Consider the following 20,299-nt stretch of genomic DNA (forward strand, 5'->3'; position numbering starts at 1 on the left):
AAACGAACAGGCGAGGGCCATGGAAGGTTTTACAATAATTGACGGGGTTGTGGCCCTGATCATCGTGCTGTCGGGCTTGCTGGCCTATTCGCGCGGTTTCATGCGCGAGGTTTTGGCCATCGCAGGTTGGGTCGCCGCGGCAGTTCTAGCATTCATCTTTGCGCCGCAGGCTGTGCCGCTGGTCAAAGAAGTGCCAGTGGTCGGTGAATTCCTGCGCGACAGTTGTGAGCTTTCGGTGATTACCGGCTTTGCCGCCGTCTTCGCCATTGCACTGATCGTGGTCAGCATCTTCACGCCGCTATTCTCTTCACTGGTGCAGCGTTCTGCGCTTGGCGGCCTGGATCAGGCGCTTGGCTTCTTCTTTGGAATCGCACGCGGCATATTGCTGGTTGCGATTGCGTTCTTCGTCTACGACACCGTGATTACCGGTCAATCCTACACGATGGTCGATGAAAGCCGCTCGGCCAAGGTGTTCGAACAGTTCAGCAGCAAGATCGAGGAACAAAACCCCGAGGCGGCGCTGGGTTGGGTTACCGCCCAGTACGAAGAGCTGGTCGCAAGCTGCACCGCCGACAACGCCTCTGAGGGTTAATCAAACCAAATTCCAAAGAAAAGCCCGGTTTCAGCCGGGCTTTTTTGCGTTTAGTTCGGAAAAATCAGATAAACCCTTCGCCACCACAAATATTGCACCGGATGGTCTTCAGGCCAAAGCATCCGTCACATCGGCTTGAGATCGGCTTGCCATACTGGTCTCGGCTCTTGATCACTTCACCGGTTCCCTTGCAGATCTCGCAGGGTGCGCGCCCTGCCCCACGACATCGGTGGCAACGCCGCTTGACAGGTTTGTCCTTCGGTGTGTTTTGCTTGTGTTGCCACATGGCGTCTGCTCCACCAGGTATTGCCGGACTGCATGCAAAAAACCTTCGTAATGATATGACAGCATAGGTCTGTACATTTGTCATCCTAAACCCGCGGCGTGTACAATTCGCACCTGCGTCAAATCGCGAATGTGATCCTTTGATGACACACGCATCGTTTGGCATTATGTGGTGGCCATACCGACATGGAATCGGAGCTGCCGACCTTGCTGTATCTGTTTTCTTATGCGCTAGCCGCTTTCGTGCTTGTGCCTCAGTCCCGTGCAAACGGAGCAAAACACACCATTCAGATACCCGTGCGCACCCGATCCGACCTGAACGCCATCCTAAGCAAGTCATAGAAATTGGAGCCCGTGTATGTGTGGGATTTTGGGGATCGCAAGCCGGACACATGATGTCTTTGCGGAAATCTATGACGGCTTGCTGATGCTTCAGCACCGAGGTCAGGACGCCTCGGGGATCGTCACCTATAACGGCGAGTTCTTCCGTGAGAAGAAAGCAAATGGTCTCGTCAAAGACGTGTTCAATGCCAGTGACGCCGAAACCCTGTTGGGAAAGGTCGGCATGGGCCATGTCCGCTATCCAACCGCTGGCTCGCTCAGCGCGGCCGAGGCGCAACCATTTTTCGTGAACGCGCCTTATGGCATCTATCTGGTCCATAACGGCAACATCACCAATACCGAAGAACAGCGCGAAAAGGTTACCGCGAAATACAGCCGTCACCTGCGCACCACCTCGGATTCCGAGGTCCTTCTGAACGTACTGGCCGACAAGGTTGCGGATGCGATCAAGGTCAATGGTAATGCTGATCCGATCCGCAACCTGTTTGCCGGTGTCAAAATGACGATGGAGCGGGTTCAGGGGGCGTATTCGGTGATCTGCCTCGTCGCGGGCGTCGGGATGCTGGCCTTCCGCGATCCTTACGGCATCCGACCTTTGTCTGTTGCCAAGCGTGCTGCAACTGGTGACGGCGATGATTATGCCTTTGCTTCCGAAGATGTGGCATTTGGCATCAACGGTTTTGACAAGCTGCGCGACCTAGGTCCCGGCGAGGCGATCCTTATCGACCTCGACGGCAATATGCACGAGTTCCAGGCCGTTGAAGGTAAACTGACACCCTGCATCTTCGAGTATGTCTATCTAGCCCGACCGGATTCGCTGCTGGATGGGGTGTCGGTTTACAAAACCCAGATGCGAATGGGGCAGACGCTGGCCAAACAAATTCAGGACTCGGGACTTGAGATCGACCGGATCATCCCTGTGCCAGATAGCGCCCGCCCTGTCGCGCTTGAGGCCGCAAAGATCACAGGCATTCCCTATCGCGAGGGGCTTGTTAAGAACCGTTATGTTGGCCGCACCTTCATCATGCCAGGCCAGGAAGAACGGCAGAAATCCGTGCGTCGCAAACTGAACGCGGTGCCTTTGGAGTTTGACGGTCATAACGTACTGCTGATCGACGATTCGATCGTGCGCGGCAATACAATCAAAAAGATCGTCCAGATGTGCCGTGAGGCCGGGGCAAAAAAGGTCTATATCGCCAGCGCCTCGCCCCCGGTGAAATACCCCAATGTCTATGGCATCGATATGCCCACCCGACACGAGCTTGTCGCGAATGGCAAAGAGATCGAGGAGATTCGCGAAGAACTGGGTGCGGATGCGCTGTTCTACCAACATCTCGACGATCTGATCTGGGCTGCCAAGGAAGGCAACCCCGAGATCGAAGCTTTTGACTGTTCCTGCTTTGACGGCAACTACGTCACCGGCGTCGACGAGGAATATCTGGGCAGTCTGGAAAACAGCAGTCGGGTCAGCAAGAAGCGTGAAGATATGCAGGTGGTCGGCAGTTCGTGGAACGCGGCGAAACTTGCCTCGGGGTGATCGGGCGAATCGCTTTGTCCTGAGGCGTCGGCCTAGAGACTTGCGCTAGCCGCCATAGGTCAGAATCCGCCGACAACCTATTGCTGAACAGGCTGCATTTGCAAAGGGTTCGGTATGCGGCATACGAACCGCTCCGAACCGAGTGCTGCCGGCCTTTTGGTCCGGCAAATCCCGTGTTACCCGAATGCCGAAAACCACTCACAAAACGGGGTCCGGGCGCGCAGCTCGGCCACAGATCATGGCAAACGCAACGGTGAAAAGCGCCGCCACACAGGCGGGGGCGCTCAAGAAGAACGCGGTCTCGGTATTGGGCATTTTTGGACCCAAGGCGGACCTACAAGCCCTAGTCCGCATGTCGTCGGGGCGCATTAAGAAAGTGAAACCCGGCAGTCGTGTCGGCCCGGGTAAGGTGGTCGCCATTGATGAAAATGGCGTTGTGCTGCGACAAAGCGGCCAGAACCGCCGGATCGACATCCCCGGCAGCTGATCCTGACTTGACGCCCTGCGCGTGCAGGTTCAAACCCCCCTCATGACCGATCAGACCAAAATCGCCCTTATCACCGGGGCTTCTCGCGGGTTGGGCGCGGCGCTGGCCGAAGCGCTGGCCCCCGACTATCACATCGTCGCTGTCGCTCGCACTCAGGGCGGGCTGGAAGAGCTGGATGACCGCATCCAGGCAAAGGGTGGCTCGGCCACTCTGGCCCCCATGGACATCACCGATCCCAATGCGATGGCGACCCTGTGCCGGGGCATTCACGATCGCTGGGGCAAGATCGATTTGTGGTTGCATACTGCAATCCATACCTCAGCCCTGACGCCAATGCATTTCGTTGATCCGAAGGAATGGAACAAGGCAGTCAGCATCAATGCAAACGCCACCTCGGTTCTGATCCCGTATGTCTCGCCTTTGTTGGGCGAAACTGGCCATGCCGTGTTCTTCGATGACCCGAAGGCAGGCGAGAAGTTCTATGGCATCTACGGCGCCACCAAAGCGGCACAGATGGCGCTGGCTCGCAGTTGGGCGACCGAGACCGCACGGACGGGACCGCGCGTATCGATTGTTGAGCCTGCACCGATGCCGACCGCTGTCCGTGCACGTTTCCATCCCGGTGAGGATCGGGATGTATTAACCAGCACTGCGGATGAGGCGGCGCGGATTATAGCACTGTTGTGAGAATGGCCCTGACGGGCCATGCCTCCGGCGGAGGTATTTCTGGCCAGATGAAGCGGGCGGACTAACCGATATGGACGCCGTTTCGCCCGGCGAGGTCGACGAAGAATTGCCAGGCGACGCGGCCCGAGCGTGCCCCCCGGGTGGCTTGCCACTCGATGGCTTCCGCGCGCAGAGTTTTTGGATCAACCTTGACGCCATGAGCGGCGCAGTAACGATCGATCATCGCTAGGTATTCGTCCTGATCGCAGGGGTGGAACCCCAGCCACAGGCCGAAACGGTCAGAGAGTGAGACCTTCTCCTCGACCGCCTCGGACGGATTAATGGCGCTGGAGCGTTCGTTTTCGATCATGTCGCGCGGCATCAGGTGGCGGCGGTTTGATGTGGCGTAGAACACAACGTTTTCCGGGCGACCTTCGATACCGCCATCCAGCACGGCCTTGAGCGATTTGTAATGCTGGTCATCGTGGCTGAACGACAAATCATCGCAAAACAGGATGAACCTGTGCGGCGCGGCACGCAGGTGGTTCAGCAAACGCGCGACCGAGCCCATATCCTCGCGCTGCAATTCGACCAGTTTCAGGTCAGGATGCTCATCCTGCAACGTACCGTGCACCGCTTTGACGAGGCTGGATTTCCCCATTCCGCGCGCGCCCCACAAGAGCGCGTTATTAGCCTTGTAACCCGCAGCAAAGCGGCGCGTGTTGTCCAGCAACGTATCGCGGGAGCGGTTGATCCCCACCAATAGATCAAGGTCGACCCGATTGACCTGTGTGACGGGTTCCAGCCGGTCAGGCTCGACATGCCAGACGAAAGCCGGGGCCGCGTTGAAATCAGGTGTCGCCAGCGGCGCGGGCGCCATGCGTTCCAACGCGTCCGCAATGCGATTCAGGGCTTGGTCGTCCATCGGCTCCTCCGGGATGTTCTGGCGGAGTTCAACCATGTTCCGATCAACACAACAAGAGTAGCAATTGAAAAAGGCGCGCCTACCTTAGGCGCGCCTTTAAAGCTATTGGAACAGGTTACTTGTTCTCTTCGTAATCCTGCATCACGTCTGCGTCGGCTTCGGCCTCTTCATCGTCGTAGTATCCATCGGCGCGCAACTGTTCTTCGCGCTTCTTCTCGACACGGGCGACCAGGAATATTGAAATTTCATAGAGCCCGTAAACTACGACAAAGAGGATGATCTGGGTGATCACGTCCGGCGGTGTGACAATCGCAGCCAACACCAGAATGCCTACCACCGCATATTTACGCACTGCCCCCAGACCTTCGGCACTGACAAGTCCGGCCTTACCCATCAGTGTCAGTAATACGGGCAATTGAAAGCACAGGCCAAAGGCAACGATGAACTTGATGGTCAGGTTGAGATATTCCTGCGCCGAACCCTGAAACACCACGCTCAAAGGTGCGGTTGCGCCTTCTGCTACAGCTTCCCCTTCCGCTCCAAACTGCTGGAAACCGAGGAAGAAGTCATAGGCCAGTGGCGTGACCACATAAAAAGCGAAGCTTGCGCCCAGCAGGAACATGAAGGGAGAGGCCAGCATGAACGGCAGAAACGCGTTCTTTTCCGATTTATACAGGCCCGGCGCCACGAACCTCCACATCTGCATCCCGATATAGGGAAAGGCCAGAATGAACCCGCCCAGCAGCGAAACCTTGATCGCTACAAAGAACCCTTCCTGCGGCGAGATGAAGATCAGCCCGCAATCCTGTCCACGCTCGGTCAGCACCTCACATAGCGGTTGCGTGAGGAAATTGAACAGTGGCGTGGCCACGGTGAAACAGATGATCATACCGATCAGAAACGCCACAACGCAGTGGATCAGCCGCGTACGTAGCTCGGCCAGGTGCTCGATCAGGGGTGCCGAGCTGTCCTCGATCTCGTCGGTCTTGGTCATGTCTTGCTTTCGGTTTTCAGCGCTGCTTCGGCCTCTTCCGCCTTGGCCAGCGCATCCGCGGCTTCCTTGGCCTTGCGTTCAGCGGCAGCGCGCGCCGTTGTGGCTTGGATCTTCTTGGCTTGCTCTGCTCGCTCGGTGGCCAGCTTGCCGGTCTCGCTGTCAGGGTCGAACTTGGTTGGGTCGATGGATTTGGCCACGTCGCGCGCGGCTTCGTTGATCCCGTCCATCGCTGTACTAACCGGGTTGGTCGCCGCGTTCAGGCCCTTCTTGATCTCATTGACGCCTGCTTCGTCCGCAGCCTCGTTCATTGCAGTGCTGAATTCGCGCGCCATGCCGCGCGCCTTTCCGACGAACCGTCCGACATTGCGGAACAGCACAGGCAGGTCCTTTGGCCCCACCACGATCAACGCGACGATGCCGATGACCAGAAGCTCGGTCCAGCCCAGATCAAACATCTAGGCTCAGACCTTGTCTTTGTCAGTCTCAGGCGTGACGTCTTTGGCCAGCTCGGACGCGTCTTGTTCCAGCTCTTCCGAACCTTCCTTGATGCCTTTTTTGAACGAGGTAATGCCTTTACCCACTTCACCCATCAGCGAGCTGATCTTGCCGCGTCCAAACAGGACGAGAACCACAACAGCAATCAACAGGATACCCGGAAGGCCAATATTGTTGAGCATGACTTGTCTCCTTCTACGTCGGCGCAGCGCGCCGTGAATATGTCTGGCCCCGTGTCTACGCCCGTACGGGCATCAGCAAAAGTGCGACAGATCAAATCCGCGCGCAAAATTGAACGGATCATGCGTTTTTTGCGGACTCGCATTTCTCAACTGACAGGTTTATGTCAGTTGATATCACCTAGAAGGACGATATCGAAACCTGGTCTACGGAGAACCACATGACCCATGTCGCAGAAATCGTCACCTTTACCCTTGCCGACGGCACAAAGCCCGAACAGTTCGTCAGGCTAAGCCAAGCCTCCGAAGCCTTCGTCCGCGCGGCTCCCGGCTTTACCCACCGCCAGCTAAGCCATGGCGAAGATGGCCGCTGGACCGACTATGTCGTCTGGACCGATATGAAATCCGCAAAGGACGCCGCTGCTGCATTCATGCAACAGGATTTTGCACCCGCTCTGATGGCGGCAATCAACCCCGACAGCGCCCAGATGCGTCACGAGACCGTGCTATGGAACATGACCGCCTAAGGGCGGCTCAGACGGCGTGTCATGCGCCGCACTGACCGCCTGTTCGACATCATACAGATCCTGCGCGATGGTAACTTGCACCGCGCGCAGGACATCGCGGACCGACTTGAGGTGTCGGTCCGTACGATCTATCGCGATATGGACACGTTGGTGGCCTCGGGCGTTCCTGTAGAAGGCGAACGCGGCGTAGGTTACATGGTGCGTGAACAGATCACGCTGCCCCCGCTAAACCTGACACCCGCCGAGCTTGAGGCTCTGAACCTCGGCATGGCGATCGTTGCCGAGGCCGCCGATCCCGATCTTAAATCCGCCGCGGAATCTCTGGCCGAGAAAATCGACGCCGTCTTGCCCACGCAGGTCATTGCCGAGGCCGACAGCTGGAAATTCGCGGTCTATCCCTTCGCTGATGTCGTACGCGGAATGGCACATATGGCCCCGATCCGCGCCGCGATCAAATCGCGCCAGAAATTGCAGCTCAGCTACCGTCGCATTGACGGCGCGCTGACCGAACGCACCATCCGACCGCTACATATGGAATACTGGGGCCGTGTCTGGACACTGACCGCCTGGTGCGAACTGCGCGATGACTTCCGGGTCTTCCGCATCGACCTGATAGAAAACGTCACGCCTCTGCCGGAACTCTTTATCGACGAACCAGGTAAACGGCTCAGCGACTACGATCCCAATGCGTGATCCGTCCTTCATCTGGCCCCAAATACCTCCGCCGGAGGCATGGCCCGGAACGGGCCATTTCGGTCACTTCAGGTAAGGCTCGGGATCAACCGACTCGAACCCTTTGCGCACTTCGAAGTGCACATATGCATTGTCGCCCCCGCGAAGCGAGGCGATCTTTTGTCCCCGTCGCACCCGATCACCTTTCTTGATGGTGATATTGTCGACATTGGCATAAACAGTCAGCAAGTCATTGTTGTGTTTCACAACGATGATCGGAACCTGATCCGCATCCGCGGTGATCGCGGCGACCGTGCCTGCCTCGGCCGCACTGACCGACGCGCCTGGCGCTGCGGCGATATCTATCCCCTCATTCTTACCCTTCTTGTAGGTCCGAATGATGGTGCCGCTCACCGGGCTTGCCAGCGCCGAGCTTCCCGAATTGGTCGGGGCCTCGGCTGTGATATCCGGCGCAGGCGTTGCCGCGGCAACTTTCTCATCCGGCAATGGCTGCGTCGCGCTCGGCGGCGTAGGAGTTGGTGAGCCTTCCCCCGGTTGGGTTACCGCAGTTACCGTGGCGGCCGGCGCTGCTGCCCGAGGTGCCGGTTGATTCTTGACCGGGATCAACAGGTACTGGTCTTCGCGCACCATAAAGTCTGGTCCCAAACCGTTCCATTCTGCCAGAGACTCCACAGGCACCTGATAGAGGCGCGAAATTGTATAGGCTGTCTCACCCCGCTTGACCTTGTGCCGGATCGGCTCAGGCCCCGTAGCAACCGGTGCCGGAGCCGCAGCAGGTTGCGCGGGCTCCAATGTCGATGTCTGTACAGATCCTGTGTCCGGTGCCTCGTCAATCGCGGTTCCGGCAATGGTCGCAATATCAACATTGCTCGTCCCACCGACCGAGCGCGGCAAGGCCAGAACTTCACCGTCACGCAGGCTGTCATTTGGCTGCAATCCGTTAAACCGGGCCAATTCGGCCACCGGCATGCCGATCCGGGTGGCGACATCGCCAACTGTATCCCCACGGCGGGCTACCGCGACCTGATAGTTCGGATAGGTGATCACGCCACGCGCATCCGGCGTCGGGCGGTTGGCGGTCGCTGCAAGGGCGGCATCTGCAGTGGAGAACCCGCCGACATTGCCGCGAAGGTCATAGTCATATGGCCCTTCACACCCGGCCAGAATTGCCAGCGCGGCAACACCTGTCGCATAGCGGCGCATTGCTGATTTGGAAACTGCTCTCATTTTACTGTCCTCAACACCTGCCCCTGTTCTCCGGGGTTCTGGCGCCTCTAATATACCTTTACGCTCCGTCTTTTCCCAGCCCCTCAAGCAAGGGCACAAAACGGACCGGCAACAATTCGTCATAGTCCAGACCGGTTTCAGTGCGCGTGACCCGGATTAGGGTCTGCACCGCGTCCGACTGGCCCACGGGTAACACCATGATACCGCCGATTTTCAACTGCGCCAAGAGCGGCCCCGGAGGATCTTCGGCGGCCGCGGTCACAATGATACGGTCAAACGGGGCCTGTTCGGACAGGCCAAACGATCCATCCGACAGCATCGCGGTCACATTCGTCAGCCCCAGCTCACGGAACAGTTCTCCCGTTTCGCGCACCAGCCTCTTGTGCCGCTCAACCGTGTAGACCCGGCGCGCCAGCTTGGACAGGATCGCCGCCTGATAGCCCGAGCCGGTGCCGACCTCTAGAACCGTATCACGCGGACGCACCTGCAGCGCCTGCGTCATCAGCCCCACAACCGAAGGCTGGCTGATGGTCTGGCCACAGGCAATAGGCAGTGGAGTGTCCTCATAGGCCCGGTCCGCGAACAGGCCTTTGACAAACTGCCCCCGGTCAACCTGTTCCATCGCCGCCAGCACACGTGCATCCGTCACCCCGCGCGAGCGCAAGGCAAACAGGAACTGCATTATGGTTTCTGCGCTTGGTCCAGTCATTCGATGACCTTTAGCGCCTCGAGCGTGTCATATGCTGTCAGATCAGCGCGCATCGGAGTGACCGAGATATATCCTTCCAGATTGACCGCCGCATCCGTGCCCGGAGCAGTCGGGTTATGTTGATACCCGCCCTTAATCCAAAGGAACCGGCGACCCGAGGGCGAGCTGTGCGGCTCGACAGAGAAATGTGTATCGCGTCGGTACCCCTGCGGGGCCACGCGCGTACCCAGCACCTCACCTGCGGGAACCGGAGGGAAATTCACATTATAGAACAGACGATAGTCGCCCTGCTGCTCGGGTGTCGCATCAAGAATGCGGCGCACCAGATCGGCCCCAAATTTGGCAGCCGCCTCAAACGGATCGTCCAGCCCCAGATTGCGCGGCCCGAAATACTGAGACAAGGCAATCGCGGGCACACCCTGCAACGCCGCCTCCATCGCGCCGCCGATAGTACCCGAATACAGCGTGTTCTCAGCCGAATTGTTGCCCCGGTTCACCCCTGACAACACCAGATCGGGCGGCGCGTCCTTCATAACGTCGTGCAAACCGGCCAACACGCAATCCGCCGGAGACCCTTCGGCGGCATAGCGACGCTCGCCCAGTTTGGCGACCATCATCGGGTGGGTATAGCTGATGCAATGGCCCACGCCCGACTGTTCAAATGCAGGCGCGACGACCCAGACCTCGCCATCGGGACCGGCCAGTTCAGCCGCGATCGCTTCAAGTACAATCAGTCCCGGCGCATTGATGCCGTCATCATTGGTCAGAAGAATTCGCATGCCCGGTCCACCCCTCGTTTTGCCCTTGATAGACCCGCCTCAGCGCTGCGACAAGCAATGCACATGCGCAATCTGAGGCTTTCACGCACCACTTGGATGAAAATGCAGGATTTGAGCGTCAGGCCGGGAATACAAAACACCGGTCGCGGCGAATGGTCAGCCACATGACACGGCCCTCTTTGGGCACAAAGACGTTCGGGACCGTCGCCTTCAGGATCGAGCCATCATAGTCCATGCGAAACTCGACAAGGCTTTCATTTCCCAAAAACCGAGCACGCTCAACCACGCCTCGGGCGGCAATGCCGTCTGTCGGCGTCGGCGCAGGCCCTTTGCCATTGCGGTCGAAGTCCAGCTTGACGTGCTGGGGTCGAAACACGATTTCAACATCGGTCGCGTCCGGCACACCGGGCGCAAGAAAACGGCCAAACGGAGTATGCGCCAACGCACCATTAACTTGAGCCTTCAACACATTGATATCACTAAAAAACGAAACTGCTGCCTTGTCTGCAGGCCGGGTATAGACATTGTATGGCGCCCCCTGCTGCACAATCTTGCCGCGCCGCATCAGCGCGATTTCATCAGCCATTCGCATCGCCTCGTCCGGCTCATGCGTGACCAACAGAACAGCAGCGTCCTCTTCTTTGAGGACTGCGAGCGTTTCGTCCCGAATGCCGTCGCGCAGACGGTTATCGAGGCCCGAGAACGGCTCATCCATCAGCATGATCCGCGGACGTGGGGCCAAAGCACGGGCCAGAGCAACCCGCTGCTGCTCACCCCCAGATAACTGATGCGGAAATCCATCGATGAACCGCATCAGATCGACCTTGGTCAGCAGTTCCTCGACCCGCGCGCGTTTCTGCTCTTTGCTGCCTTTCAGGCCGAACGCGACGTTATCCGCTACGCTGAGATGTGGAAACAGCGCAAAATCCTGAAACATCAGCCCAATCTCGCGCCGTTCGGGCGGTACGCGGAATACCGTGTCACAGATCAGCTTGCCATCGACGTAAATCTCGCCCGAGGTCTGCATTTCGACCCCCGCGATCATCCGCAATGTGGTCGACTTTCCGCAGCCCGAAGGCCCCAGCAGGCAAGTCACCTGCCCCGCGTGTACGGTCAACGATACATCATCCACGACCGTCCGCCCGCCAAAGCGCGCAATCAGATTGCGGATTTCCAATCGAGGAGGAGTTGTCGTCACTGTCACCGATGGACCCCATTGCCTTTCCCGATCAAATCCATCGGGCTTAGGCGGGGATAACAACCCCGCCCATCAGGCGCAAGGGATCAGCAGCACCCGGTCGAGGCAGCTTCGCCCTGTACAACAAACGGGCTATCCCCGCCGCAGCCTTCGAAAATCCCGTAATGTGTCGAGAAATCGCCGATAAACTCGAAATGTCGTTCAAAACGGGTGTCTTGCAGCATCATCCACGTGTTGCCACAGACCGGGAATACTTTGCCGGCCTCGATCGTATGGTGGTCATCCAGCACAAATTCATGCGGCGCATGCGGCACTGTGCCCTTGTAGATCACAGCCTGACCGTAATCCTCGCATGCAGGTTCCAACTCCGGCAGCTTGAACAGACGGTAGGTGGCCGAAATAAAGCTCAGCGGTGCGATCCGTTCTTCCAGAATTGGGTTCTCGATGGTCAAAGGCCGATGCGTCACCCGACGGGGATCGCCAAATCCGGCAGCACGCGACATCGACAGAAAATCGTTCCAATAGAGCGCACCCGACAGGCATTCGCCATACAGGATCTCATCCTCGGCCATCGCCTTGGGCACCCGGCGGTCGGCATAGACGTCCGAGAAATACATCTCGCCACCCTCTTTCAGCAGCCGATGCGCACCGCGCAGCACAGCAGCCTTGTCGGTCGCCAGATTGATCACGCAGTTTGAGACGATGATATCGAACGATCCCGGTTCGAGGTCCAGCTCATCCAGCTTTTCGATATAGCCGTGGTGAAACTCGACATTGCTGGCCGAATGTCCGAATGCCATCGCGTGATAGTCCTTATGCGCACGCGCCACGTCGAGCTGCTCAGGCGTCATGTCAACGCCGACGACACGGCCCTTTTCACCGACCATCGCGGATAAAGCATACACATCGCGCCCCGCACCACAGCCCAGATCCAGGATACGCATTCCCTCCAGATCCAACGGAGCAATCAGCCCGCATCCATAGTAACGTGTCAGCACATCATCATGAATTTGCGACAGAATTTTCTTGAAGTGATCCGGCATATCATCCGGAGTACAGCAGGCATTTGTTTGCAAATCCGCGCTGCCTTGCAACACCTCACCATAGTAGTTCTGCACAGCCTCGTGCTTCATCGGGGCAATCCTTTTGTCACTGGTCTTTTGCAGCTAGTGCAGCAATCCACACCACGCAATCCACCAGCGCCCGATCTGACGAAACCGTGACTGGGCTCAGGCGAGCAGGTCGAAATCGACGCCTGCGTGCACGCGGCCGTTCACTTGAATCTCCAACCGATGCGGCCCAGGAACCAACTTGAATGTTGTTGCATTGCCCTTCAGCTTGTGCCGCTTTCTAAGTGTCAACTGACCACCTGTAAGCTCGGCCTGTTTCAACTTGTGAACCTTGGGTGAGATCTTTCCGCCAGGCCGTTGGAAATGAACGATATAGTCGACCAAGACTGGCTGATCTTCTGCGCCGCTTAGGCGGGTTTCAAACTCCAGCGCTTCACCAATCCGGGCCGGACCGTTTACCTGAATCTCAACCGCAATATCTGCATCGGGATCGTATCCAAGCATCTTCATCGCCTTGGGATGCCCAGATTTCACAAGGCCTCGTAATGCATGAGATGTCATCCAGTTCAGTTCGTCCTTGTCCTGCCGCGCTGCCTTGCCCCAATCCCGCAGACGTTCCAGCACCAGATCGGGGTCTTTCTTGGTGATATCATTCAGATGATTGGCGACCGAGCGCGTCACATAGCGCGTCCGATCCCCGTGCAACCGGTCCAATAACGGCAATGGGTCTGACATTGCCAAGCCAACGGCCTGCCCCCACGGTAAACGCGGCCGCGTGCCCTCGCTGACCAGACGACGCACGTGATAGCTGGGATGGGTGCACCAGCCCTGCATCCGCGCCATGACCAGTTCGGAGTGGTGATTAAGGAACGGGCGGATCGCCCATTCCATCGAAAATCTCTGGGTCAGCTCTTCGAATACATCCAGCGCCAAAGCGGGATGATCCAGGCCGATTGCACAAACCCAATCGCCCAAGGGCGCAAAGATAAAGTCTCCGAAGTCATCATCACTTTTGGCGGGGTCCAGCGGAGGCGGCAGCGCCCGCAGAATGATCGGTGCCACTGCCGGCAAATCGCCAGGCACCGATTCTTGCAGACACTCTGCAATCCACGCCATACGCTCTTTCAGTTCAAGCTCGGGCAAACGCGACATCACTTTCGCCGCGAATGCTTCTTCTTTGAAATCGGAAACAGCATTGGCGAACAAGCCCGCAAGAAAGCTCACCTTTTCCGCGTTGAACAACTGATCTTTCAGAGAAAAGTTCTGTGCCATACCTACATCGTCAGATTGGTGCCACCACCGTCCAGCAAAATGTTCTGCCCGACAATGAACCCGGCGTGTTGCGAGCATAGAAACGCGCAGGTCGCCCCAAACTCTTCCCTCGTGCCATAGCGTCTCGCTGGGATGGTTGCAGCGCGTTCAGCCCGTGCCTCGGCCATCGAAATACCTTTCTGCTCTGACACCCCGCCATCCAGCGCGTTCGCGCGGTCGGTGGCGTGGATACCTGGCAGCAGATTATTGATCGTCACGCCATGTGGTGCCACCTGGCGCGATGTGCCCGCAACATAGCCGGTTAATCCAGTTCGCGCCGCATTTGACAGGCCCAGCACCGCAATCGGCGCGCGTACCGACTGCGAGGTGATATTCACCACGCGACCCCAGCCCTTATCCATCATGCCCGGCAGCAGAGCCTTCATGAAAGCTATGGGTGTCAGCATATTGGCATCCAGTGCTTTGATGAAATCATCACGCTCCCAGTCCGACCACATGCCGGGCGGAGGGCCACCCGCGTTTGTGACAAGGATATCAGCACCCTGCGCAGCACTTATCACCTCGGCCTGACCCTCTGGTGTGGTAACATCACAAGCCACTGTCTGCACGGCAATGCCATATGATGATCGCAAACGCGTGGCTTCGGCCTCCAACGTTTCGGCTCCGCGCGCGTTCATCACAAGATCGACGCCGGCTTCGGCCAACGCCTCGGCACAGCCCAATCCCAAGCCTTTGCTGCTGGCACAAACCAGCGCGCGTTTTCCGCGAATTCCCAAGTCCATTCTGACCCTCCCTATCTTCGGCACACATCTAACATCGGCCCGGCAATGAAGACCAGAATGGGATCTTGCGGATTAATAAAAGAACTCTTCACGCACGATCTTGCCATCGGCGACGTGATAGACACCGACCTCACGCATATCAAAGCTCTCACCGGTTTCTTTCACCTTGCCCTGCACTTCAAAGATCACGGCAAAGCGGTCGTCACCATGCGGGTACGGGCCACTGACGGACGCGCCCGATACTTCATGTGCGCCTTCCCACCATTCGTGCTTGCCACGAATGGCTTCCAATCCGTGCGTCTCGCGCCCCATGCCCGCAAAATCCTGTCCCTCAACAGAAACAGCATCCGAGGCATAAAGCTTCTCGAGGTTTTCCTTGGCCCGGTTCTCGCGGCATCCAGCAACCAGTTCGTCTGCGATTTCTTTCAAATTCATTGGTCCACTCCATATTTTGTTCACTATATGTTCTTATTGCCACAGCCACATGATTCGAACCACCCCCTTTGTCTTGCCTCAGTTGGATTCCCCGCCTATACGCGCGCTTATGCTTGATACTTCGAACCAACCCACCCTGCCGCCCGAGATCGCTCGTCGCCGGACATTCGCTATCATCTCGCACCCGGATGCGGGCAAGACGACGCTGACGGAAAAGTTTCTGCTATACGGCGGCGCGATCCAGATGGCTGGACAGGTACGCGCCAAGGGTGAGGCACGGCGGACGCGGTCGGACTTCATGCAGATGGAGAAAGATCGCGGTATCTCGGTCTCAGCCTCGGCCATGTCATTCGACTACGGGAACTTCCGGTTCAATCTTGTGGACACACCCGGCCACTCGGATTTCTCCGAAGACACCTATCGCACCCTGACGGCCGTTGACGCCGCCGTCATGGTCATTGACGGTGCGAAAGGTGTGGAAAGCCAGACGCAGAAACTGTTCGAGGTCTGCCGCCTGCGCGATCTGCCGATCCTGACCTTCTGTAACAAGATGGACCGCGAAAGCCGGGATACGTTCGAGATCATCGACGAAATTCAGGAAATGCTGGCGATCGACGTCACACCTGCCGCGTGGCCTATCGGCGTGGGTCGCGATTTCATCGGCTGCTACGACATGCTGCGCGACCGACTGGAACTGATGGACCGCGCCGACCGCAACAAGGTGGCCGAGAGCATTCAGATCGACGGGCTGGACGACCCCAAACTGGCCGAGCACGTGCCTGCCGAACTGCTGGATAAGCTGCTGGAAGAGGTTGAGATGGCGCGCGAATTGCTGCCCAAGCTCGACCCGCAGGCGGTGTTGGAAGGCCACATGACGCCGATCTGGTTTGGTTCGGCCATCAACTCATTTGGCGTCAAGGAACTGATGGAAGGCATCGGTGCCTATGGCCCGCAGCCGCAGGTTCAGTCGGCTGAGCCCCGTCAGATCGCGCCCGATGAAAAGAAGGTCGCCGGTTTCGTGTTCAAGGTGCAGGCCAATATGGATCCCAAACACCGCGACCGGGTGGCGTTTGTCCGCATGGCCTCGGGCCATTTCAAACGTGGCATGAAGCTAACGCATGTGCGATCGAAGAAACCGATGGCAATATCGAACCCCGTGCTGTTCCTCGCCTCTGACCGGGAACTGGCCGAGGAAGCCTGGGCCGGAGACATCATCGGCATTCCCAACCACGGTCAGCTGCGCATCGGCGACACGCTGACCGAAGGTGAGGCGATCCGGGTGACCGGCATCCCGTCCTTCGCGCCGGAACTGCTGCAAACCGTGCGTGCAGGCGATCCGATGAAAGCCAAACATCTGGAAAAAGCGCTGATGCAGTTTGCCGAGGAAGGTGCCGCGAAGGTATTCAAACCTTCGATTGGGTCGGGCTTCATCGTCGGAGTCGTCGGTGCGCTGCAATTCGAGGTGCTCGCCAGCCGGATTGAGATGGAATACGGCCTGCCTGTGCGGTTTGAGGCGTCTCAGTTCACCTCGGCCCGTTGGGTCAGTGGCAACAAGGTTGAGATCGACAAATTCGTCAACGCCAACAAGCAGCATATTGCCCATGATCACGATGGAGATATCGTCTATCTGACGCGGCTGCAATGGGACATCGACCGGGTCGTCCGCGATTATCCCGAGCTGAGCCTGACCGCGACGAAGGAAATGATGACCTGACGGACTCTGCGGGCAATCCAGAAGTGACCACATGGGGGATTGTGTCCACGATCCGCGCCCCGCGTGAGGATATTTTACGCTTTGCCGCCCACCACCTCGATATCGGCGCGGACCGGATTCACATCTTTCTGGACGAGCCGGTCCAGGGGGACATCTCAGCCCTGCGCGACCATCCCCGGATCCGGGTGCGTACCTGCGATGCGGCGTTCTGGAAGCGCCGCAGGCGTGAGAGGCCGGACAAACATCAGGTTCGACAATCCTCGAATGCGAATTTGATCTACAACAGGACTGATCTGGACTGGGTCGCACATATCGATGTCGATGAGTTTTTGTGGCCAATGTCCCCGATCCCCGACCTGCTGCGCGACATTCCCGATGACATCCCCGCCGTGCGCGTCCGCCCGATTGAGGCGCTGGCGGGTGGCCAGGACCTCTACAAAGCTTTCATTCCCGAAGGTCAGAATCGACAAGCGCAGGTCGAAGCGCTCTATCCCAATTTCGGCACTTACGTTCTGGCCGGTTTCATGAGCCACATTCAGGGCAAACTGTTCGTACGCGGCGGTTTGAAAAAACTGAGCGACCGTATCCACAACCTCTATCAGCACGGTGAGTTTCTGCCAGTCAGAACCGAGCTTCCTCAGATCGATCTGTGTCATCGCCACGCCCCGGATTGGGAGCATTGGCTGGCGCATTATCGTTTCCGCCTCGAACGCGGCTCGTACCAGGCCAGCCCGGATCGCCCGCGAAAGATCGGTGCGCTAGACAGGTACGAATTGATCACCCTTCTGGAAACCGAATACGGGCTCGATGGCCTGCGGGAATTTTACGATGAAATCAGCGCTGCTGACCCGGAAGTGCTGGAACGGCTTGAGGATAACGACATGATCCGTCACCGGCCGCTTGATCTGGACCAAAAAGTCGCGAAACACTTTCCCGGAACCATCTGAATTGTTGCGGAAATCCTTGTTACCGGCAGATTTGCCACGGATTAAACCGACTTCATTTGACCCTGCCCCACGTTTTTGTTATGCCCGCGCCACAGCCGAAACGCGCATGGGGCGCATGGCCATCCGGGCCCGGCATTTTCAGACGCGCGGGCCAGGTCTAGTGTCCGCTTGAACCGGACATACATGACAAAGTTTAACGAACTGAACCTGAACCCGAAGGTCCTCAAAGCAGTTGAGGAAGCCGGATACGAAACTCCGACCCCGATCCAGGAAGGCGCAATTCCAGCCGCGCTGGAAGGGCGCGATGTTCTGGGGATCGCCCAAACCGGCACCGGCAAAACTGCCAGCTTCACCCTGCCGATGATCACATTGCTGGCCCGTGGGCGCGCCCGCGCACGCATGCCACGCTCGCTGGTCTTGTGCCCGACGCGGGAACTGGCAGCGCAGGTGGCCGAGAATTTCGACACCTACGCCAAGCACCTCAAGCTGACCAAAGCACTGTTGATCGGCGGCGTTTCCTTCAAGGAACAGGATGCTCTGATTGACCGCGGTGTTGACGTGCTGATTGCCACTCCGGGCCGTCTGCTGGATCATTTCGAACGCGGGAAGCTTCTTCTGACAGGCGTTCAGATCATGGTGGTGGACGAAGCTGACCGGATGCTCGACATGGGCTTCATTCCTGATATCGAGCGCATCTTCTCGCTGACGCCATTCACCCGCCAGACGCTGTTCTTCTCAGCCACCATGGCGCCCGAGATCGAACGGATCACCGATACTTTCCTGTCGGCCCCCACCCGGGTCGAAGTTGCGCGTCAGGCCACCGCTTCGGAAACCATCGAACAAGGCGTAGTGATGTTCAAAGGTGGTCGCCGGGATCGTGAGGCCAGCCAGAAACGCAAGACCCTGCGCGCATTGATCGATGCCGAGGGCGACAAATGCACCAACGCGATCATCTTCTGCAACCGCAAGACCGATGTAGATATCTGCGCCAAGTCGCTGAAGAAATACGGCTATAACGCCGCCGCGATCCATGGCGATCTGGATCAGTCGCAGCGGATGAAAACACTGGACGGATTCCGCGATGGATCACTGCGGCTGCTGGTGGCTTCGGACGTTGCTGCGCGGGGTCTGGATATCCCCTCGGTCAGCCACGTGTTCAACTTCGATGTTCCCGGCCATGCCGAAGATTATGTCCACCGCATCGGCCGCACGGGCCGTGCCGGGCGCGAAGGCAAGGCAATCACGATCTGCTCGGGCCGCGATGAAAAGGCGCTGGCCGCGATCGAGAGCCTGATCCAGAAGGACATTCCGCGCATCGACAATCCGGTCAAGGCCGATGAGCCCAAGCCCGAGGCGCCAAAGCCAGAGAAGAAGGCCAAAGCGTCGGACAACAAAAAGAGCGAGAGCCGCAAAGAGCGAGAGCCCAAAACCCGTGGTCGTGGGCGTCGCGACGATGGCGGGCCAGCAGTTGTAGGCATGGGGGATCACCTCCCCAGCTTTATCGCTCTCAGCTTTGATGAGCGTCGCGCTGGCTAGATTGTCAGCACAAGCGCCAATATCGACAAGCCAAGCAACGTCATCCCGGCGATCTCGCGACGGGTGATGGTTTCACGGAAAAACAGCAGCGATGCGATCAGGCTGAGGATCAGTTCGATCTGACCCAAGGCCTTTACATAGGCTGCGTTCTGCAACGTGAAGGCGAAGAACCAGCAAAACGAACCACAGAGGCTGGTCAGGCCGACAAAAACACCGGTCCGGCGAGTCTCCCACACCGCGCGCAGCTCGGCCCTGTCTCGCCAAAGCAGCCACAGCCACATACTGAGAAATTGGAACGTTACCACGACGGCCAGCGTCACAAGTGCTCGGAACCACGCATCGATGTCGCCCAATTGCAAAGAGGCACCGCGATAGCTGACCGAGGAGAATGCGAATAACACGCCTGACCCCAGTCCAAGACGCGAGGCTTTGTTTGTCAGATGTTGCCACCAAGCGCCGCTGCCTCCGGGCGTTTTTGACAACAACAGGACGGCCAGCAACCCAAGCAGTATTGCCCCCAGCGCCCCGGTAGAGACCTGATCGCCGAGGACAAGGAACCCCACAATAGCGGTTTGAATCACCTCAGTTTTCTTAAACGTAATCCCTACCGCAAAGTTGCGCTGCTTGAACAATGCCACAACGCAGATCGTGGCCAATATCTGTGTGGTCCCGCCGATGACAGCAAATATCCAGAACTTCGCCGTCAGCGCTGGCAGTTCGTACCCCGTCGCGGCCAAAGCAATGAAAAGCCCCAGCAAGGCCAATGGCATGGAATAGGCGAATCGTGCAAATGTCGCCCCGGCAGCCGAAAGCTTCACGCTGCTCAGGGATTTCTGCAGCATGAACCGCACCGTCTGGAACGATGCGGCCGCGATGGTGACGGGAATCCATAAACTCATGGCTTCCCT

The 20,299-nt window shown here is 58.1% G+C and carries 23 protein-coding genes; 10 read left to right on the forward strand and 13 right to left on the reverse strand.

The window, feature by feature from the left end:
* Positions 1-19: 19 nt before the first annotated feature.
* The 5 genes from ACR0I1_RS03490 to ACR0I1_RS03510 all read left to right on the forward strand — a co-directional run bounded on the left by ACR0I1_RS03490 (position 20) and on the right by ACR0I1_RS03510 (position 3,930).
* Positions 20-592 carry a CvpA family protein gene (locus ACR0I1_RS03490; protein ID WP_480704981.1) on the forward strand — a complete coding sequence of 191 codons (573 nt, stop codon included), beginning with the start codon at positions 20-22 and terminating at the stop codon, positions 590-592.
* A 471-nt stretch (positions 593-1,063) separates the two neighbouring features.
* On the forward strand, positions 1,064-1,219 hold the full coding sequence (locus ACR0I1_RS03495; RefSeq protein WP_480704983.1) for a hypothetical protein: 156 nt from the start codon (positions 1,064-1,066) through the stop codon (positions 1,217-1,219).
* Positions 1,220-1,235: 16 nt separating this feature from the next.
* Complete coding sequence (purF, locus tag ACR0I1_RS03500) at positions 1,236-2,756, forward strand: amidophosphoribosyltransferase (protein WP_170396815.1); 1,521 nt, start codon at positions 1,236-1,238, stop codon at positions 2,754-2,756.
* Between the two features lie 184 nt (positions 2,757-2,940).
* Positions 2,941-3,243 carry a type IV pilus biogenesis protein PilP gene (pilP, locus tag ACR0I1_RS03505; RefSeq protein WP_170406150.1) on the forward strand — a complete coding sequence of 101 codons (303 nt, stop codon included), beginning with the start codon at positions 2,941-2,943 and terminating at the stop codon, positions 3,241-3,243.
* 42 nt (positions 3,244-3,285) lie between these two features.
* Positions 3,286-3,930 (forward strand): SDR family NAD(P)-dependent oxidoreductase, encoded by a 645-nt coding sequence (locus tag ACR0I1_RS03510; protein ID WP_480704984.1) that lies wholly within the window; start codon positions 3,286-3,288, stop codon positions 3,928-3,930.
* A gap of 61 nt (positions 3,931-3,991) precedes the next feature.
* Here ACR0I1_RS03510 and ACR0I1_RS03515 read toward each other — a convergent pair whose 3' ends face one another.
* The 4 genes from ACR0I1_RS03515 to ACR0I1_RS03530 all read right to left on the reverse strand — a co-directional run bounded on the left by ACR0I1_RS03515 (position 3,992) and on the right by ACR0I1_RS03530 (position 6,505).
* Positions 3,992-4,834 (reverse strand): ATP-binding protein, encoded by an 843-nt coding sequence (locus tag ACR0I1_RS03515; RefSeq protein ID WP_170422448.1) that lies wholly within the window; start codon positions 4,832-4,834, stop codon positions 3,992-3,994.
* A 115-nt stretch (positions 4,835-4,949) separates the two neighbouring features.
* Positions 4,950-5,828, reverse strand: a complete 879-nt coding sequence (tatC, locus tag ACR0I1_RS03520; protein ID WP_170396809.1) for a twin-arginine translocase subunit TatC — start codon at positions 5,826-5,828, stop codon at positions 4,950-4,952.
* Positions 5,825-6,283 (reverse strand): Sec-independent protein translocase protein TatB, encoded by a 459-nt coding sequence (gene tatB / locus ACR0I1_RS03525; RefSeq protein WP_170396807.1) that lies wholly within the window; start codon positions 6,281-6,283, stop codon positions 5,825-5,827. Before tatB ends, tatC begins: the two co-directional genes overlap by 4 nt.
* A gap of 6 nt (positions 6,284-6,289) precedes the next feature.
* Positions 6,290-6,505: a twin-arginine translocase TatA/TatE family subunit gene (locus ACR0I1_RS03530; RefSeq protein WP_010440381.1), complete on the reverse strand. Its 216-nt coding sequence runs from the start codon at positions 6,503-6,505 to the stop codon at positions 6,290-6,292.
* A 218-nt stretch (positions 6,506-6,723) separates the two neighbouring features.
* On the opposite strand from ACR0I1_RS03530, the gene ACR0I1_RS03535 reads away from it, so the two are divergent.
* Entirely contained in the window at positions 6,724-7,029 is a 306-nt protein-coding gene (locus ACR0I1_RS03535) for a hypothetical protein (RefSeq protein WP_170406158.1), read from the forward strand.
* Positions 7,030-7,050: 21 nt separating this feature from the next.
* Positions 7,051-7,722, forward strand: coding sequence for a helix-turn-helix transcriptional regulator (locus ACR0I1_RS03540; RefSeq protein WP_170509576.1), 672 nt, complete (start codon positions 7,051-7,053; stop codon positions 7,720-7,722).
* A gap of 63 nt (positions 7,723-7,785) precedes the next feature.
* Here ACR0I1_RS03540 and ACR0I1_RS03545 read toward each other — a convergent pair whose 3' ends face one another.
* The 8 genes from ACR0I1_RS03545 to ACR0I1_RS03580 form a co-directional block, all read right to left on the reverse strand.
* The gene (locus tag ACR0I1_RS03545) at positions 7,786-8,949 is read right to left on the reverse strand and encodes a peptidoglycan DD-metalloendopeptidase family protein (protein WP_480704987.1); all 1,164 of its coding nucleotides are present in this window, start codon (positions 8,947-8,949) and stop codon (positions 7,786-7,788) included.
* 58 nt (positions 8,950-9,007) lie between these two features.
* Positions 9,008-9,658 (reverse strand): protein-L-isoaspartate(D-aspartate) O-methyltransferase, encoded by a 651-nt coding sequence (locus ACR0I1_RS03550; RefSeq protein ID WP_170509978.1) that lies wholly within the window; start codon positions 9,656-9,658, stop codon positions 9,008-9,010.
* On the reverse strand, positions 9,655-10,437 hold the full coding sequence (gene surE / locus ACR0I1_RS03555; RefSeq protein WP_170610958.1) for a 5'/3'-nucleotidase SurE: 783 nt from the start codon (positions 10,435-10,437) through the stop codon (positions 9,655-9,657). Before surE ends, ACR0I1_RS03550 begins: the two co-directional genes overlap by 4 nt.
* 118 nt (positions 10,438-10,555) lie before the next feature.
* On the reverse strand, positions 10,556-11,641 hold the full coding sequence (locus ACR0I1_RS03560) for an ABC transporter ATP-binding protein (RefSeq protein WP_170396795.1): 1,086 nt from the start codon (positions 11,639-11,641) through the stop codon (positions 10,556-10,558).
* An 80-nt stretch (positions 11,642-11,721) separates the two neighbouring features.
* Complete coding sequence (locus ACR0I1_RS03565; RefSeq protein WP_480704990.1) at positions 11,722-12,768, reverse strand: methyltransferase domain-containing protein; 1,047 nt, start codon at positions 12,766-12,768, stop codon at positions 11,722-11,724.
* 96 nt (positions 12,769-12,864) lie between these two features.
* Positions 12,865-13,977 carry a hypothetical protein gene (locus ACR0I1_RS03570; protein WP_480704991.1) on the reverse strand — a complete coding sequence of 371 codons (1,113 nt, stop codon included), beginning with the start codon at positions 13,975-13,977 and terminating at the stop codon, positions 12,865-12,867.
* A 2-nt stretch (positions 13,978-13,979) separates the two neighbouring features.
* Positions 13,980-14,759: an SDR family oxidoreductase gene (locus ACR0I1_RS03575; RefSeq protein ID WP_170509566.1), complete on the reverse strand. Its 780-nt coding sequence runs from the start codon at positions 14,757-14,759 to the stop codon at positions 13,980-13,982.
* Positions 14,760-14,831: 72 nt separating this feature from the next.
* On the reverse strand, positions 14,832-15,194 hold the full coding sequence (locus ACR0I1_RS03580; protein WP_170396787.1) for a SnoaL-like domain-containing protein: 363 nt from the start codon (positions 15,192-15,194) through the stop codon (positions 14,832-14,834).
* A 109-nt stretch (positions 15,195-15,303) separates the two neighbouring features.
* On the opposite strand from ACR0I1_RS03580, the gene ACR0I1_RS03585 reads away from it, so the two are divergent.
* From ACR0I1_RS03585 to ACR0I1_RS03595, 3 genes are all read left to right on the forward strand, one after another.
* Positions 15,304-16,908, forward strand: a complete 1,605-nt coding sequence (locus ACR0I1_RS03585) for a peptide chain release factor 3 (RefSeq protein ID WP_480705732.1) — start codon at positions 15,304-15,306, stop codon at positions 16,906-16,908.
* Positions 16,836-17,855 carry a glycosyltransferase family 2 protein gene (locus ACR0I1_RS03590; protein WP_480704993.1) on the forward strand — a complete coding sequence of 340 codons (1,020 nt, stop codon included), beginning with the start codon at positions 16,836-16,838 and terminating at the stop codon, positions 17,853-17,855. Before ACR0I1_RS03585 ends, ACR0I1_RS03590 begins: the two co-directional genes overlap by 73 nt.
* A gap of 183 nt (positions 17,856-18,038) precedes the next feature.
* Entirely contained in the window at positions 18,039-19,391 is a 1,353-nt protein-coding gene (locus ACR0I1_RS03595; protein WP_170732369.1) for a DEAD/DEAH box helicase, read from the forward strand.
* Here the strand turns inward: ACR0I1_RS03595 and ACR0I1_RS03600 are convergent.
* Positions 19,388-20,290 carry an EamA family transporter gene (locus tag ACR0I1_RS03600; protein ID WP_480704995.1) on the reverse strand — a complete coding sequence of 301 codons (903 nt, stop codon included), beginning with the start codon at positions 20,288-20,290 and terminating at the stop codon, positions 19,388-19,390. The two genes, ACR0I1_RS03595 and ACR0I1_RS03600, sit on opposite strands and share 4 nt — an antisense overlap.
* Positions 20,291-20,299: the final 9 nt, after the last annotated feature.

The sequence above is a fragment of the Ruegeria sp. B11 genome (assembly GCF_056539785.1).